This window comes from Antarcticimicrobium luteum, assembly GCF_004358185.1.
Taxonomy (GTDB): domain Bacteria; phylum Pseudomonadota; class Alphaproteobacteria; order Rhodobacterales; family Rhodobacteraceae; genus Antarcticimicrobium; species Antarcticimicrobium luteum.
Genome location: NZ_SMUV01000054.1, coordinates 1 through 15,417 on the forward strand (window position 1 = coordinate 1; position 15,417 = coordinate 15,417).

Consider the following 15,417-nt stretch of genomic DNA (forward strand, 5'->3'; position numbering starts at 1 on the left):
GGTCACCGCCAAACCTAATAAAGTCTCCCCTTTCTCTCTGTCGATGTTAACAAAAATCCAAGAACAAAATCGAAATTGCGCTGACCCGGGACAGAAATGCTCCGCCCCGGGAAGGCCATCCGTCGGTCAGACAAAGTCAAAGACGTCGACCGCGATGGTGTTCTGCGCGATCAACGCGCCGCCGGAGTCGTATGCGGACAGCCGGATATCGAATTCCCCCTCTGGGAAACCGGCATCGGAGTAGTCCTGGATGCCCGCTGTCAGCGGGTCGGCATCGATGTAGTCTTCGATGAATCCAAAGGCGAAATTCTCCGAATTTTGCGCGACGTTGGCATTGCCGCCATCATCGCCGATCACCGGGGCGCCCTCCGGGTCGAGCCAAAGGAAACCGGTGTCATTGCCCAGCGGGACGCCGGGATCGACCATCGTCAGCACCCGGAAGTCGGTGTCCTCGCCGGGATCGACATCGATCGACAGCGTGAAGGTGAAGTCCGACAGATCGGTGCTCTCGCCCTCCAGCCCCGTGGCGATGGAATACTGAAAGCTCCATGCGGCCCGGCCGGCGTTGTCCGCAAAGGATCCGTTGACCGTCGACTGCGGGCCGTCATTGACGATGTACTGCACGCTGCCGTCACCATTCACGCCAACCGCATCGACGGACGGACCCTGGCGATAGATCACGCTCAGGCCCAGTTCGACCCCGGCCTCGGCGCTGCGCACGACGGCGAAATCATCCGCAGGTATGCCTGATCCGACCAGCATGGTGCCGCCGGGTGTCCGGGCCGAGGGATCAAGCTCGGCACCGATGGCGAGCGTTGTGCCAGGATCGGTGTTCAGCCAGATGTCATCCTCGAGAGCCGGGGTGCCGGCGGTGAAATGAAGGATCTCGATCTTTTTCAGCTGATCCACCCCATCGGGAGAGCCGGCGCGCAGGTCGGTGACCACGATCTTGTCGTGGCCCTTGAAGGCCAGGTCATAGTCTCCGACAGACCCGGAATAGCTGGCGATGTCGATGCCTTTGCCGCCGTCGATCCGGTCGTTACCGGCGCCACCGTCAAAGCCGTCATCGCCCTTGCCGCCGGACATGCGGTCGTCGCCATCGCCGCCGGCCAGCAGGTCGTCGCCGTCGCCGCCGCGCAGCTTGTCGTCGCCGCCCTTGCCCGCGAGGATCGAGGCGCCGTCGCCGGCCCGGATGTTATTGGCACCGCCATTGCCAGCCAGTTCGACCAGGCCCGGCGCGCCGTTGGTCTCAAGGCCATGGGCGTCGATCTTGCCTCCGACATCGTCGATTACGACCGGCTTGCCCCAGCCCGCCAGGGCCGTGACCACGGTGTCCTTGAACCTCAGCCCGTCGCCGTTCGCAAAATTGTAGACTGCGATCCCGGTCTTGGCATAGGCGCCCTCTATTGTGACGTCTTTCAGTTCGACCTTGCCGACCGGACCGTCGTCGCCGCGGAACTGAATGCCGTTATCTCCGGTCCCGCCGCCGGTGATCGAGACATCCTCGATCTTTGCATCGCCATAGTACTGGAAAAAGAGAATGTCGCCGTCACCGTTATTGGTGCCGTTGCCGTTATTCTCGAAACTGGAGTCCTCGATCTCGACCTTGTCCAGTGCGACCGGGTCGTAATCGCCGCCGATGCGCACACCGTTGATGCCGTTATCGACGAAATGGCTGTCCTCTATTTCCAGGGTCTTGAGGATGGCGTCGTCGTCAAAGTCCACCCCGGCGACAGCAAAGTCCCGAAAGGTGATGCCCTCGATCTCGATCTTGGCCTTGCTGCCGAGATCGCCGACCAGATGCAGTCCGGAACCGCCAAGGCCAGTGCCGTCCATGATGGTTTGACCGTCTCCGGCGCCTTCGAAATTGACCGCCTTGTCGACCGTCACAGTCTCGCTGAACGTGCCGGCGCCCAGTCGGATCGTGTTTCCCTCGTCCGCAGCGTTCACGGCGTCCTGAATGGTCGCGTAGCTGCCGAGAAACTTCTTTCCTTTGAAAAGTTCAATCATGTCTTTCCCCCCTAAAACAACTTGCTCAACGTAGCCCGAGGATTGACCGCCCGATTGTCGCCTTTTCTATTGCAATGAATTCCAGTGTTTCACCAAATTTCCCCGAGGAACGCCTCACGATAGGATTGGAAGTGATTCGCGGCAAAGAAAACGTTTCCCGGGCCGATTTGCAAAGTGCAATTGGATTTTTCCACCAATGGGCCGCCGCCGCGCGATGACCTTGGCGGGCGCGCATTTCAAAGTCCGGGTATTCCCTTGATGCGGGTCATCCGGCGCGCTGACGGGTATTTTCGCCCGCCCGAATGCGGAAGCTCTCGTGTGACTGCCGTGCTCAGGCGTGGGCGTACCCCAGAATCTCTTCTATCAGCGCGGAAAAGATGGTGGCGCCGACCGGGATCAGATCGTCCGGGAAATCGTAATCCGGATTGTGCAGGGCAGGGCGGTCTTCGCCCGCGCCCAGAAGCAGAAAGGCCAGTGCGGCCCCTGTGCCGAAGCGGCCGAAATCCTCGGACGGACGCATCGGCAGCGGGCCTGGCCCATGGCTGACGCCCAGCCGGTCCAGCGCCCGGACGGCGATCGCCACCGCGCCGGCGTCGCTGGTGGTGGTTACAAAGACATCTTCATAGGAAATGTCAGCCTCCAGCCCGGCACCCGCCGCGGCCTCGCGAACCAGGGATTCGGCCTCGGCGATCAGGCGTTCCATGCGGTCATCGGTCAGGCTTCGGAGGGTGACGAACAGATCGGCCTCGCCCGGCGCAATGCCAAAGGCCGGCGTGCCAAGACGGGCATGGGTAACGGTGGCCAGCGCGAACCCGGGGTCGTTGATCGGGTCGCCCTGGCCGAGCGCCGTCAGCGCGGGCATCAGATGCGCCAGCGCCGGCATCGGCGACAGACCGGTCTCGGGCTGCGAGGCGTGCGCCGTCCTGCCGGTCAGCCGCAGCCGCATCCCGCGCGAGGCGCAGGCCGAAGGGCCGGCAGCCAGCGCCACATGGCCCAGTGGCATGCCGGGCATATTGTGGATCGCAAAGGCGAAATCGGGCCGCAGATCGGCGAACCCGGGATCGGAGATCACCCGCGCCGCGCCAGAGCCGTCCTCCTCCGCCGGCTGGAACATCAGGATGACCGCGCCGCGCGCGGGGCGGGTCCGGCCCAGCAGCCGCGCCATCGCGGCGATCATCGCCATATGGCCGTCATGACCGCACAGATGCCCCTTGCCCGGCACGGTGGAGCGATGGGCCGCGTCCGAGCGTTCCTCGATCGGCAGCGCATCCAGCTCGCAGCGCAGCAGAACACGCGGGCCGGGGGCCGCGCCCTCATAGATGGCTGCAACCCCGTGCCCGCCCAGGCCGGTGACGATCCGGTCCGGCCCTGTCGCGCGCAGCACCGCTGCGACGCGCCGCGCGGTTTCAGCCTCTTCGCCTGAAACCTCCGGGTGGCGATGCAGCAGGCGCCGCCAGTCGGTCAGTTCTGCGATGTCGGCATTTCCGAGGCGGGGCAGGGCGCGTGCGGTCTGTTTCATCTGGGGTCCTTGGGCAATCTCCGGCGCCCCGGACCAGGTCCGGGTCAGCGGCGCCACCATACCCGGGCACCTCTCCATCCGCGAGGGCGAATCCCGGCCGTTTACGGGACGGCGGACAGCTCCGAACACACGGGGCCAGCCAGTTGATCCCGTCCCGGGGCACGCGTATTTCGGCCGGAACCGAAGAAAACCGGGATTCCTCGATGCCTGTGCGAATAAACACTTGCAAAGCGGACGGCGAATGCCCACATCCAGTCTTGCAAAGCATCTTCCTACGACTTCTGTTTCCTAACGGCCTCAGTTGATCTTATGACGAAACTGAGCCGGGCCACCGCGTGTTGTGGGTGGCGATCTATATCTAGGAGACGACACGATGGCCAATGGCACCGTGAAATGGTTCAACAGTCAAAAAGGCTTCGGCTTTATCGCACCGGAGCAGGGTTCGAAGGACATCTTCGTTCACATCTCCGCGCTTGAGCGCGCCGGAATTCAACAGCTCGACGATGGTCAGGCTGTGACCTTCGACATCGAAAGCGGTCGTGACGGCCGTGAATCCGCGACCAATCTCGCACTGGCGTAAGCCTGCGTTGGACGTGATGACGGGCGGGGGCGGCTTTCGGGCCGGTCCCGCCTTTTTATTTTGAAATGGCCCTCCGAGAACCGGACGCGGCCTGCCCGAAAAACAGAATGGATTACGAAAACTTGATAGAAGTAACTTGGGGAAATCCCATGACCTTTGTCGTTTCATCGCAGGGTGATACGCAAAAAATCAGCACGATCGAGCAGGCCCTTTATTGGCTTCGCAAAAAATGGCCGATTGCCGACCGCAACCGCGAACTTGCACTCGACCAGGTCGATGCCGCGATGCATTGTCTGGTGACAGTCGGCACCGCCCGCAGGGCGTTCCTTTCGGCGGCGAAGACTGCGGGCTTTCTGCCAGAGCATGCCGGGGCCGAGACGGCGCCCGCCTGATGATACCGCGGGCCCATCGGCCTGTTTGCGCGCAAGGGGATGCGCGCACGACCGGTGCCGGCCGCCTCTGCCGACAAAGCTGCGGGGTCCGATGATACGGACCCGGCTGACCTGACCCCGTCAAGGAGATCGAAAGATGGCGAAACCCACAAAGATCACATTGTTCAAAGATCCCAAACCCCGCGCGGAAACTGTCATGGACAAGACCACGCGGGCCGCGCGGGAGATCCTCGACGACGAGGCGGAAACGCGCCTGGTCAAGACCGCGCGTCTTCGCAAGGCTCGGCTGGAGCGGGAGGCCAGTTCACCCCAGGACGATCGGTCCGCAGACGCCGCCAAGAAGGCGCCCGCAAAGCCGCGGGCCAAACCCGCCGCCAAAAGCTGACACCCGATACCGAAAACGATAGGTGCCTTGAGACCGGGGGCGCCTGAGTTACACCCAAGGAAAGAACCCCGAGTGCAACCCACTGAATGGACCCGGATCCTCGCCAAGTACCGCGCGCCGATCCTTTCCCGCAGCATTTTCGAGATCATCGTGACCCTCGTGCCCTTTGTGGCGATCTGGGCGCTGGCCTGGTGGGCGCTGTCGATCAGCCCCTGGCTGTCGCTGGCGCTGGCGCTGGCGAATGCGGGTTTTCTGGTCCGGCTGTTCATCATCCAGCACGATTGCGGCCATGGCGCGTTCTTCAGAAACCGGAGCCTCGGCGACTGGATCGGCCGGTTTCTCGGGATTCTGACGCTGACGCCCTATGACGTCTGGCGCAAGACGCACTCGATCCATCACGCGACGACCGGAAATCTGGACAAACGCGGGGTCGGCGACATGCCGACGCTGACCGTCCGGGAGTACCGCGAGAAAAGCTGGGCTGGCCGGGCGCTGTACCGGGTGATCAGAAACCCGGTTTTCCTGTTCGGAGTCGTCCCCTTCTACATGTTTTTCCTGCAGCATCGGCTGCCGGTCGGACTGATGCGCTCTGGCTGGCGGTATTGGGTCAGCGCCATGGTCACCAATCTCGCGATTGCGGCCACACTTGGCGTGGTCGCCTGGCTCGGCGGTCTGGACGTTCTGCTCTTCGTGTTCCTGCCGACGATGCTGCTGGCGGCGATGACCGGGGTGTGGCTGTTTTTCGTCCAGCACCAGTTCGAGGATGCCGTCTGGGACCGCGAGGGTGACTGGAATGTGCAGGCGGCCGCCTTGCACGGCAGTTCGTACTATGACCTTCCCGGCGTCCTGCGCTGGATCACCGGGAACATCGGCGTGCATCATGTCCACCACCTGGCAAGCCGCATCCCCTTTTATCGCTTGAGCGAGGTGGTCCGGGATCACGACGTTCTGGCGCAGTCCCAGCGCCTGACGCTTTGGGCAAGTTTCCGCTGTGCGCGGCTGCATCTTTGGGACGAGGAGAGCCGCCGGCTGCTGCCCTTCTCCAAGGCCCGGGATCTGCACGTCTAGAACCGGCGTCAGGGGGGCGATGATGCCCCTCGCATCCTGATGATGCTTGCCGTCTTTACCGCTGGGCGGCCCGCTGCGCCGGGTCGGCGGGCATTTCGATCCGTCGCCCCGAGGCGCGCAACGCCCCCTCCCGCTCCAGCCGGGACAAAAGGCGCGACAGGGTCTCGGGGGCGACGCCGATCAGATCGGCAAGGTCCTGCCGCGACATCGGCAGCCGCACCCGGCGGCCCCCGCCGGCCTCTTCCCCGAAGGCCGACATCAGCCGGTTCAACAGATCGAACAGCCGGTCCTTGTTCGATACCGTTTCCTTGCTCATCAGCTGTTCGCGGCACTGGTCCAGCCCGTCTGCGCAGCGTTTGGCGATCCGTTCCAGAACCGCCGGACTGGCCCGGATCACGTGCCGCGCATCGCGTTCGGCCACGGTGCAGACCCTTGACGGCATCAGCGCCGAGGCCTCGGTGCTGTGCTCGCCGCCTTTCAGAAAGGCGCGATAGCCGATGATCTCGCCCGGGTAGGCCAGCCGCATCAGGCTGGAGGTTCCATCGGGCCCGATGCTGCGGATCGCGAACAGCCCCCCGGAGACGCAATAGACCGATCGGCAGCCGCTGCCCTGATGGTACAGCGTCTCGCCCGCTGCCAGCTCGCGCCGTACAAAGCCCTTGGACAGAAGCGAGGCAGAGGCCATCGGCAGCGGCTGCCAGATGCTGTCCTGGTAAAAGCGGCAGGTTCCGCACGGGTGCTCAGCCATTTCGCGCGCCCTTTATGCTTCGTCCTGATCCGGGCCGCCGGGCGGCAAAGCCATGCCGCGCCGAGAGGGGCCGGTGCCGTTCACGTCCGGCCGCTTGGGGGAGGGCCCCGAATGGTGTGCCGGGGGCCGGAATGCGTTTTCTCGTCCGATGGATCATACCGCATATCCCTTATCGTTACCGCGCATCAAACATCAGTCTTGGACTGCGTGGGCGGTTTCGATTGTGTCGCGGCGGCGCCGGATTTGCACCGCGACAAAACGCTCGCAAACACCCGGTCGCGGAGATAGCCGAAGGGCAGGGCGGTGGTGTCCCGGACCCTCCTCCAGCGCCTGAACAGCAAGGCGATGCACCTTTTCTCGACAACAGCCCGGCGCGATGCGGCCTGCATGCGCAGTTTTTTTCTATGTCACAGCCGTTCCTCATAGTATCGCTCAGAGAGCGCGAAAACCTGAAGGAAGCCCATGGAAAAGCCGGTTGATGTTCTTGTCGTTGGGGCCGGTTGGGCCGGTCTTTACGCCGCGAAATACGCGCGCGACGCTGGTTTGTCCGTGCTGATTCTTGAGGCCCGCGATGATCCGGGGGGCGTCTGGAACTACAGCGACGATCCATCCCTCATCACGGTGATGAAAAATACGGTGTCCTCGTCGTCCCGGCATGTGACAGAGGCCTCCGATTTCTCGATGGGCAAGGCCGCCGGCAATTTCTTTCGCCATCAGGATGCGCTCCGCTACCTGAAGGACTACGCCGACAGGTTCGATCTTACCTCTCGCATCGTGACCCAAGCCCGCGTTGAGCAGGCCGAAAAGCAGGGCGACGAGTGGTCGGTCCGCACCTGTGACGGGCGCAGCTTCACCGCCAGACGGATCGCTGTCTGCACCGGTGTTCATCAGCGCCGGCGACCGATCACCGGGCCGGTGGGGAATTTTCAGGGCCAGCGGATTCACGCGGGCGACATCAAGACCCCCGGAGACCTGCGGTTGGGATCGAAGGATCATGTCGTGGTCTATGGCGGTGGCGAAACCGCAGCCGACATCGTGCAGGATCTCGCCGCCGGCAGCGAGGCGCAGATCACCTGGGCGATCCGTGGCGGTCAGCATTTTTTCCGCAAGGTGCCTTTGCGACCGGGTCAGGCGCCGGGCCACTATGACCGGCATGACATGGCGCTGGACGAATACTCGTCGGCGATTCTGGGCGTTCTGACCGTCCCCGAGGAGGGCAAGCCGGGAATGCGCTACCGGTGCAACCTGGCGACATCCGGCAGCGTCTTTTCCTATCAGGGCCATGGGGTCGCCGAATGGGTGAACGATATTCCCTGGTTCCGCCAGTTCTTCAACAAGAACGGGCACGCGCTGGAGCATGTGTGGAACCAGCGCGTGACGCCCGCACGGGGCATTCAGGCCTGCGACGGCCGCACGGTGACATTCGAGGACGGCCGCACATGCCAGGCCACACATGTCATCTGCTGCTTCGGGTATGAGGGGGACGTCTCGTTCCTGCCCGAAGAGCTGCGACGGGTTCCGACCGATAAACTCTACCGCCTCGTCTTTCACCCCGATGATCCGTCGTTGTCCTTCTTCGGCTTTGCCCGGCCGACGATCCTGTCTCTTCCCTACATGATCGAGTTGCAGTGTCTTCTGGCCGAACGCGTGTGGTCCGGCGCGCTCGAATTGCCGGATCGCGAGGCACGGTATGCCGAGGCCGAGGCGGACGCCGCCTCACTCGACGCATTTTTCGGCTATGAGCGCTCCAACCGGAACATCACCTGTCCGTTCTGGTATCTGACGCTGGTGATGGGCGCGCTGGGCAAGGAAAAGACCGGGCTCCGCGCGCTGTTCCGCCGCTTCAACCCGTTCAACAACTGGCAGGAGTTTTCGCGGATCATCCGTGTGCCCCTGTCTCCGTTTCTGATCCGGCTTCTGGTGTCGGATCATGGCCCGGACGCCCGGCTGCGCATGGAGGAATATATCTCGCCGATGCCCTTCGGCTTCAGGCGCGATCCGGGCGCCTCGCTGCTGCGCTATGTGATGTTCTATGTTCTGGCCATCGGTGTGCCGCGGCTGCTGGCGATCGACACCCTGTTCGACCGCATCGCCAGGCGGCGTATCGCCCGGCAGGGACGCTCGCTGGCGCCGCGGCCGGCCGCGATGGAGTTTGCGAGGGCTGCGTCCTCTCCCCCCGGTTCATCCCCGGCCGAGTAGGCGGGACCGGGCTGCACGGCAGGCGGTCATGCCCGTGCGTCGCGTGCTGGCGTGTCGCTGCATGGGCCCGCCCGGTCCCGATCGCGGCCGGTAAAATGGCGCGGCGGCGCGGGCAGTGTGTGGCCCCGTCGCCGGATCTCCGAAAAACTGGGGGCGCTGATACCGGGTCCGGATTGCCTACCGGCCGATCACGATATCCGCCTTCAGCCCGCCCAGGGCCTCGCTCTCGCCCAGACGCAGCGCGCCGCCGTGGGCGCGGGCGACATCCTTGGCGATGGCCAGCCCCAATCCCACGCCGCTGCCCTTGTCCTGGTTGCGGGCGGGATCCAGCCGGGCAAAGGGTTTCAGCGCCTCCTCGCGCTGGTCGGGCGGGATGCCCGGCCCGTCGTCCTCGACCCGGATGCGCAACGCCTTGTCGCTGAGCGTGACCGAGACCACCGCCCGGGTGCCATAGCGCACCGCGTTGTCGATCAGGTTCTCCACCGCGCGCCGGATCGACAGCGTCTTGAGCGGCACCTGGCCCGCGCCTTTCATCTTGCCCAGCGTCACCGGTTTGCCCGCCCGCTGCGCATCCTTGACGATGGCTCGCACCAGTGCCAGCGGATCGCAGGGCTGCGCCTCTCCCGCCGCCGCGCCGCGGGAGAATTCCAGAAAGGTATCAAGCAGCCGCTGCATCTCGTCCACGTCGCGCAGCAAGGGCGCCGCGTCGGTCTCGTCCAGCATCGACAGGCCCAGCTTCAACCGCGTCAGCGGTGTGCGCAGATCGTGGCTCACCCCCGAGAGCATCAGCGTGCGCTGTTCGATCTGCCGTTCGATCCGCGCCCGCATGTCGAGAAAGGCATTCCCCGCCGCGCGCACCTCCACCGCGCCGCCGGGCCGGTAGGGGTCGGCCCGGCCCCGGCCAAAGGCCTGTGCCGCATCCGCCAGGCGGGTGATCGGACGAAGCTGGTTGCGCAGGTACAAAAACGCGATCACCGTCATCACCAGCGCGAAGAACACCATCGTCACGATCAGCTGATGCGGCGTGCCCACGGTGACCCGGCTGCGGCTGAAACCGATCTCGAGCGGACCTTGTACGGTTTCGACGAAGAATTGTACCGAAGAGTCATCGTTGAACCGCACCGCCAGCGTCCCGGGGATCGCGGCCCGCAGCAGAGTGCGCACATGGCCGCCCGAAAAGTCGTACCAGCGGATATAGTCGGCGGCCGGCACCGCGTCCGGAGCGACGAAGCGCAGGCTCATCTGCAGTGCCGGCAACAGCGGATCGAGCGCCTCAAGCGCGGCGTCCTGATCCGGCGCCGCGTCCGCCTGACGGATGACGAGGGTTATTTCGCGCTGAACCGTGCCGGTCATCTGGCGGATGATGTCCTGCAGGTGATTCCGGATGAAGGCCACCGACACCACCAGCGTCAGCACCACCACCGGCAAAAGCAGGATCAGCGCGGCCCGTCCATATAGGCTGCGCGGCATATAGTGTTTGAGCCAGCGGAACGACATGGGCTAAGCCTAGCGGGCGCAGACAAGGAGCGGAAGAGATGAACCAGCCCCCCGATGATTTCGACCCCACCCCGGGCGTGCCGGTCCGGCTGGCCGACGGGCTGCGCCGGGTGCTGGCGCCGAACCCCTCGCCGATGACCTATCGCGGCACCAATACCTATCTCGTTGGCAACCGGGAACTGGCGGTGATCGACCCAGGCCCCCTGAGCCAGGCGCATCTGGAGGCGATCCTGGCCGCGCTGGAGCCCGGCCAGAGCATCAGTCATATCATCGTCACCCATACCCACGTCGATCACTCGCCGCTGGCCCGTCCGCTGGCCGAGCGCACCGGCGCGCCGGTGATCGCCTTTGGCGGCGCCGAGGCGGGACGCAGCGCGGTGATGACGGATATCGCTGCGGCCGGGCTGGCCGGCGGCGGCGAAGGCATCGATCGGGCGTTCACCCCCGACCGTACCGTCGCGGACGGCGCGGTGATCGGGGGCGATGGCTGGGCGCTTGAGGTGATCCACACCCCCGGCCATCTGGGCAACCACATCGCGCTGGGCTGGCAGGGGATGTGTTTCACCGCCGATCACGTGATGGGCTGGGCCAGCTCGCTGGTGTCGCCGCCCGATGGCGATCTGACCGATTTCATGGCCTCCTGCCGGAGGCTGCGAGGGCGCGACTGGACGGTATTCCATCCGGGCCACGGCGCCCCGGTGACGGCCCCCGCGGCGCGGCTCGACTGGCTGATCGAGCATCGTCTGATGCGCGAGGCGGCGATCCTGCGGGCGCTGGAGGAGGGCGCAGCCACCGCCCGCGACCTTGCCGCCCGCATCTATACCGAGACGCCGGCAGCGCTGCTGCCCGCGGCTGAGCGTAACGTTTTCGCGCATCTTGTTGATCTCACAGGACAAAAACGAACCGCACCCTGCGGAGACCTGGCCGTCGCCGCGCCGTTCGAACGGCTGTCCTGAGCGGCGGGGAATTTTTCGGTTTTTTCGCCGGAATCCTCTGGACGACCCAAAACCAGATTGCTATATCGCGCAGACCGTTCCGGCGTAGCTCAGCGGTAGAGCAGTTGACTGTTAATCAATTGGTCGTAGGTTCGATCCCTACCGCCGGAGCCATAAAAAGCCCTTAAGTCTTAAAGACTTGAGGGCTTTTTTATTTTCCTGGATCCAAGCTGATTATGGCTTTGTGGGCGCGGTGCAGGCGCATCCTCTCAACGGCTTTCAATCGCACCGAGGGGGCCACAACCCCGCGCATCGGAGATCCTTGAACGCCGCCCCCACAACCGGCGGCTGACATTTGCCACGATTTGGTGACTGCCGGCCTTCGACAAGACGGTGATCGAGGTTGACGCAATGCAAGCCGCAATTGGCCAGGGCCAGTGTGCCGGTTTGGAAGCCGTCCGATGATATTTTGCGGGTGGAACCGCGCCCTGCCCGAGCGGGCATCGGGTTTGGATGACCTTCTGAAACCGCCACCGGCCGCATCCAGCCCTTGGCGACGGACCGCCGGTGGTGGTTAAGTGCGGGGAAATGATATCGACCACCCGGTTCGGCAAAAAACCGAGAGCCCCCAGACGCCGCGCGATCCTGTCCAGAGGATGGGGGGCGGCTGACACCTGTGCGAAAGATATGCGGGAGACATGGAAAATACTTGATAAAACAATCAGATAGTCCGAATTTATCAGGCGATCAAAGCGGCCGGGACAGGCCCCGCACGGGACCGCCGGATGCGCCGGTCTATGATGTGGCCGTCCTGACCAGCGCCGCCTTGCCCTGGCTGACCGGACCCTCGCTGATCTCGGTCTGGCAAGCCTGCGGGCTGGCCGCGATGGGGTACCGGGTGAGCTATGTGTTCCCCTGGCTTGACGCGGGATCGCAGCGCAGACTTTGGGGCCAATGCCGGTTTGCCGACTTTGACGCACAGGTGGCCTGGATGGCCCGCGAGGCCGAGGCTCTGGGGTGTCCGCCGCTTCCCGATTGCCGGCCTTATCGGGCGCGCTACGTCCGGGGTCTGCGGTCCATCGTCCCGCTGGAGGATGTGTTCGGGGCGGCCCCGCAGGCGCGCTGCCTGGTGCTCAGCGAGCCCGAGCATCTTTGCTGGTATCCGTTCACCCGCGCGCGGGCAGGGATCAGGGCCGAAACGACCGTGGGCCTGTGCATGACCAATTACGATCATTTCATCCGCCGTTCCGGCGTGCCGATGGCGTCCCTGCTTTCGAACCTGGCGGCGCGCCTGCATGGGCGCGCGATCCGGCGGCGCATGGATACGGCGCTGCGCCTGTCGTCCGCGATGGAGTTGCCGGGCGTGGCGTTCAAAGACGCGCGGGTTACCGGCGTGCTGCCCGGCTATGCGCAGGTGCCGCCGGTGACGCCCGGGACCGGGGGCGTGTATTTCCTGGGCGGGTTCATCTGGGAAAAGCGGCTGGCCGATCTGGTCACGATTGCAGAGCGCGCGGGGCAGACCATCGACGTCCACGGGGTCGGCCCCGATGAGGCCAGGATCCGCGCGCTGGCCAGCGAACGCGGCGCGCCGCTGCGGTTCTTCGGGCCGAATGCGCGGTTCTGGAAAGAGATGCCGCGGTACCGTGTCTTTGTGAATCCCTCGCGCAGTGAGGTGCTGTGCACCGCGACCGCCGAGGCGCTGGTGTCGGGGCGGCATGTGGTGCTGCCCGATTGTCCGGGAAACCTGCCGTTTCGCGGCTATCCCAACACCCATTTCTACACGGACATGGACGGGGCAATCGAGGCGCTGGGCCGGGCGCTGGCGTCCATGCCGGCGCCTGCTGACGCGGCCCGGTGCGACTTTGACTGGACCCTGGCCTGCGACCGTCTGGCAGGGCTTTGCAGATTGCCGCCTCGCGGCCCGCTCAGGCACGGGCCGGCACACACAGCCGGATCACCTGATCGTCCAGTGTGATCCGGGCGGGCAGATGCGCAACAATATCGCCGTCGGCTTGCACCGGGTCGCCCGGCGGACCTTCGATCTCTATCCGTGCTCCTGAAACCTGCCGGACAAGCCTTAGGCGATGCACGAGGCCCAGCGGGATCGCCAGGAAACGGGCAAAGACGGCCAACCGGCCTACCTCGGGGAACACAGTGGCATGAAACCGGGGATCGCAGATCCGGGCACCGGGCGCGAGGATGAAGCGGCCGCCATAGCGCTGACCGCGGTTGACGATAATCGTGGAGGTGCGCATCGGCGTTCCGTCAATGCGCACCTCCAGAGGCGGACAGGCAAAGCGCGAAAGCGTTCGAGCCGTTTGCGCAAGATAGGCCAGCTTGCCCAGCCGTTGCTTGAGCGCGCGGGGCAGGTCCGAGACCACCTGCGCATCCAGCCCGACGCTTGCCATCATCATGAACCGCCGCCCGTTGACCACCCCCGCGCGCACATTCAGCATGTGGCGGGCCATGAGACAGGCCGCGATGCGGTCCGGGTCGGTGCCCAGCCCGATTTCATGCGCAAGCACATTGGCGGTGCCCAGCGGAATCAACCCGAGCGGCGGTGTGCCCGGGCCAAAGCCCTGCAGCGCATCGTTGATGGTGCCGTCGCCCCCCGCCACCACAACCATGTCCACCGCTGCGGAATTGGCCGAGCGAACCAGGTCCGCCGCATCGCCTGCCTTGCGGGTCGTCAGAATCCGGAGGTCGTGACCGTTGTGCTGAAGCCTCTCCAGCACAGCCCTGAAACGCGCGTCATTGCGGGCCCCGGCGCGTTCGTTGTGGATGATCCGCAGGCGCAGGCGGGCCGTTGCCGGGTCGCCGCCTGAGACCGGATCGGCGGCGCGGTGGGCCATGGCGCCTGCTGTGCCCTTCCGGGTCTCTTGCTCTTTCGGCCTCGTCACGCTGTCGCACCCGATTTCGGGGGATGGCCGGCGTGGATCGCGGCCAGAATGCCTGCGATCTCTTCGGTCGATCGGTTGGGCGGCGGGGTTTCGCAGGCATGATCGGGGGGATGCGCGGCCAGGTGGCGCGTAAACCCGCGGCGAAACTCTTTCATCGAGGAAAACGCCTGGCCGAGTCCCTGCCTTTGAACATGCTTGAGGATCGCCATCTCCTGCGGCAGGGCCATGCGCCGGTCGAGCAGCACCGGCAGACCCAGAGCGAGGGCTTCGCTGACACTGCCCGGACCGGGTTTGCCCACGAAAAGATCGCTGCACGCGAGATAATCCGGCACCCGGTCGGTGAACTCGACGATCTGCGCGGAATAGGGAAAATCTTCCGCCCGCAGCGCCGCGGCAAGGGCGGCGTTGCGCCCGCAGAGAAACACGATCTGCGCGGTGTGCGGTACATGGATGAGCGTCCGGGCCAGCGCCAGCATCCGGTCGCTGCCCTGAGCGCCATAGAGCACAGTGACGACCGGGCGATCCGGGTCGAGGCCCAAAGTTTCGGCCGGTGCGGGGCGGACGGCCGCGGCGACAAATTCCGGGCGGATCAGCAACCCGGTCAACGGGTGCACGCGCGTCGCGTCCAGCGCCGGAACCCGGCGCGCCTGAGCCCTGCTTTCCGCGGTTCCGCAGATGGCGTGATAGACGCCTTGGCGGGGGAGCCAGACGCCGCGGCTGAGTTCGGACCAGTCGGTCATCAGCACGACCGCCTGCGGATCGGCGCTCTGCCCCGAAAGCCCGGATCGGTGCCGCGCCAGAGCCTGAACAATCACATCGTTGGCCATTGGCATCGCGGACAGGGCGATATCGGGCCGGAGACGATCGAACTCTTCGGTCACAAGGCGCACCGTTCTGGGCCCGCAGGCGATGTAGTTGATCTTGAGCAGCAGGTAGAACAGCCAGCAGAGCAGCTCTGTGCGGCCCTTGCGCAGGACCACGTTGTTGTAAAAATCCTCGCCCGAATGGCCCGTCAGGCGCGTCATGAGGTCAAGATGGGGGATCAGCTCGCGATAGGGGTTCAGAAGCGTCACGCGAAACCGGCCCGTCGCCTCGAGAATCTCGCGCAGCGCCTCGGCGGTGGCCCGGTGCCCGCCTCCGGCATCCGCGTAGAACACCACAATATGCAAGACCGAAGTCATGCG

15 protein-coding genes and 1 tRNA gene are annotated in these 15,417 nt (G+C 65.0%); 10 read left to right on the plus strand and 6 right to left on the minus strand.

What is annotated here, in order from left to right; genetic code table 11:
- Nucleotides 1-126: 126 nt before the first annotated feature.
- Complete coding sequence (locus E1832_RS05475) at nucleotides 127-2,010, minus strand: right-handed parallel beta-helix repeat-containing protein (RefSeq protein ID WP_133358729.1); 1,884 nt, start codon at nucleotides 2,008-2,010, stop codon at nucleotides 127-129.
- Between the two features lie 74 nt (nucleotides 2,011-2,084).
- Between E1832_RS05475 and E1832_RS22435 the strand changes: the two genes are divergently transcribed.
- Nucleotides 2,085-2,228 (plus strand): hypothetical protein, encoded by a 144-nt coding sequence (locus E1832_RS22435; protein ID WP_165978804.1) that lies wholly within the window; start codon nucleotides 2,085-2,087, stop codon nucleotides 2,226-2,228.
- Nucleotides 2,229-2,341: 113 nt separating this feature from the next.
- Here the strand turns inward: E1832_RS22435 and E1832_RS05480 are convergent, their stop codons facing one another.
- A complete protein-coding gene (locus tag E1832_RS05480) occupies nucleotides 2,342-3,529 on the minus strand; it encodes an amidohydrolase (RefSeq protein WP_133358730.1) in 1,188 nt (395 codons plus the stop codon).
- A gap of 373 nt (nucleotides 3,530-3,902) precedes the next feature.
- On the opposite strand from E1832_RS05480, the gene E1832_RS05485 reads away from it, so the two are divergent.
- From E1832_RS05485 to E1832_RS05500, 4 genes are all read left to right on the plus strand, one after another.
- Entirely contained in the window at nucleotides 3,903-4,109 is a 207-nt protein-coding gene (locus E1832_RS05485; RefSeq protein WP_133358731.1) for a cold-shock protein, read from the plus strand.
- 149 nt (nucleotides 4,110-4,258) lie between these two features.
- Nucleotides 4,259-4,501 (plus strand): DUF982 domain-containing protein, encoded by a 243-nt coding sequence (locus tag E1832_RS05490; RefSeq protein WP_245513841.1) that lies wholly within the window; start codon nucleotides 4,259-4,261, stop codon nucleotides 4,499-4,501.
- Between the two features lie 196 nt (nucleotides 4,502-4,697).
- Nucleotides 4,698-4,886 (plus strand): hypothetical protein, encoded by a 189-nt coding sequence (locus E1832_RS05495; RefSeq protein ID WP_165978803.1) that lies wholly within the window; start codon nucleotides 4,698-4,700, stop codon nucleotides 4,884-4,886.
- A gap of 72 nt (nucleotides 4,887-4,958) precedes the next feature.
- Nucleotides 4,959-5,954 carry a fatty acid desaturase gene (locus E1832_RS05500; protein ID WP_133358733.1) on the plus strand — a complete coding sequence of 332 codons (996 nt, stop codon included), beginning with the start codon at nucleotides 4,959-4,961 and terminating at the stop codon, nucleotides 5,952-5,954.
- Nucleotides 5,955-6,009: 55 nt separating this feature from the next.
- Here E1832_RS05500 and E1832_RS05505 read toward each other — a convergent pair whose 3' ends face one another.
- The gene (locus tag E1832_RS05505) at nucleotides 6,010-6,702 is read right to left on the minus strand and encodes a Crp/Fnr family transcriptional regulator (RefSeq protein WP_133358734.1); all 693 of its coding nucleotides are present in this window, start codon (nucleotides 6,700-6,702) and stop codon (nucleotides 6,010-6,012) included.
- A 131-nt stretch (nucleotides 6,703-6,833) separates the two neighbouring features.
- Here E1832_RS05505 and E1832_RS05510 point away from each other — a divergent pair, with 131 nt between their 5' ends.
- Together E1832_RS05510 and E1832_RS05515 are read left to right on the plus strand one after the other, a co-directional pair.
- Entirely contained in the window at nucleotides 6,834-7,181 is a 348-nt protein-coding gene (locus E1832_RS05510; RefSeq protein ID WP_133358735.1) for a hypothetical protein, read from the plus strand.
- Complete coding sequence (locus E1832_RS05515; protein ID WP_133358736.1) at nucleotides 7,165-8,901, plus strand: flavin-containing monooxygenase; 1,737 nt, start codon at nucleotides 7,165-7,167, stop codon at nucleotides 8,899-8,901. The genes E1832_RS05510 and E1832_RS05515 overlap by 17 nt, the downstream gene beginning before the upstream one ends.
- Nucleotides 8,902-9,078: 177 nt before the next feature.
- Here the strand turns inward: E1832_RS05515 and E1832_RS05520 are convergent, their stop codons facing one another.
- Nucleotides 9,079-10,398 carry an ATP-binding protein gene (locus tag E1832_RS05520; RefSeq protein WP_133358737.1) on the minus strand — a complete coding sequence of 440 codons (1,320 nt, stop codon included), beginning with the start codon at nucleotides 10,396-10,398 and terminating at the stop codon, nucleotides 9,079-9,081.
- 38 nt (nucleotides 10,399-10,436) lie between these two features.
- Between E1832_RS05520 and E1832_RS05525 the strand changes: the two genes are divergently transcribed.
- From E1832_RS05525 to E1832_RS05535, 3 genes are all read left to right on the plus strand, one after another.
- Nucleotides 10,437-11,354, plus strand: coding sequence for an MBL fold metallo-hydrolase (locus E1832_RS05525; protein ID WP_133358738.1), 918 nt, complete (start codon nucleotides 10,437-10,439; stop codon nucleotides 11,352-11,354).
- 78 nt (nucleotides 11,355-11,432) lie between these two features.
- Nucleotides 11,433-11,507, plus strand: a tRNA-Asn gene (locus tag E1832_RS05530).
- 628 nt (nucleotides 11,508-12,135) lie between these two features.
- Nucleotides 12,136-13,308, plus strand: a complete 1,173-nt coding sequence (locus E1832_RS05535; RefSeq protein ID WP_206021007.1) for a glycosyltransferase family protein — start codon at nucleotides 12,136-12,138, stop codon at nucleotides 13,306-13,308.
- Here E1832_RS05535 and E1832_RS05540 read toward each other — a convergent pair.
- Both E1832_RS05540 and E1832_RS05545 read right to left on the minus strand, forming a co-directional pair.
- Nucleotides 13,259-14,185 (minus strand): diacylglycerol/lipid kinase family protein, encoded by a 927-nt coding sequence (locus tag E1832_RS05540; protein ID WP_133358739.1) that lies wholly within the window; start codon nucleotides 14,183-14,185, stop codon nucleotides 13,259-13,261. The genes E1832_RS05535 and E1832_RS05540 overlap by 50 nt on opposite strands.
- 44 nt (nucleotides 14,186-14,229) lie before the next feature.
- Entirely contained in the window at nucleotides 14,230-15,414 is a 1,185-nt protein-coding gene (locus E1832_RS05545) for a glycosyltransferase (protein WP_133358740.1), read from the minus strand.
- Nucleotides 15,415-15,417 lie beyond the last annotated feature (3 nt).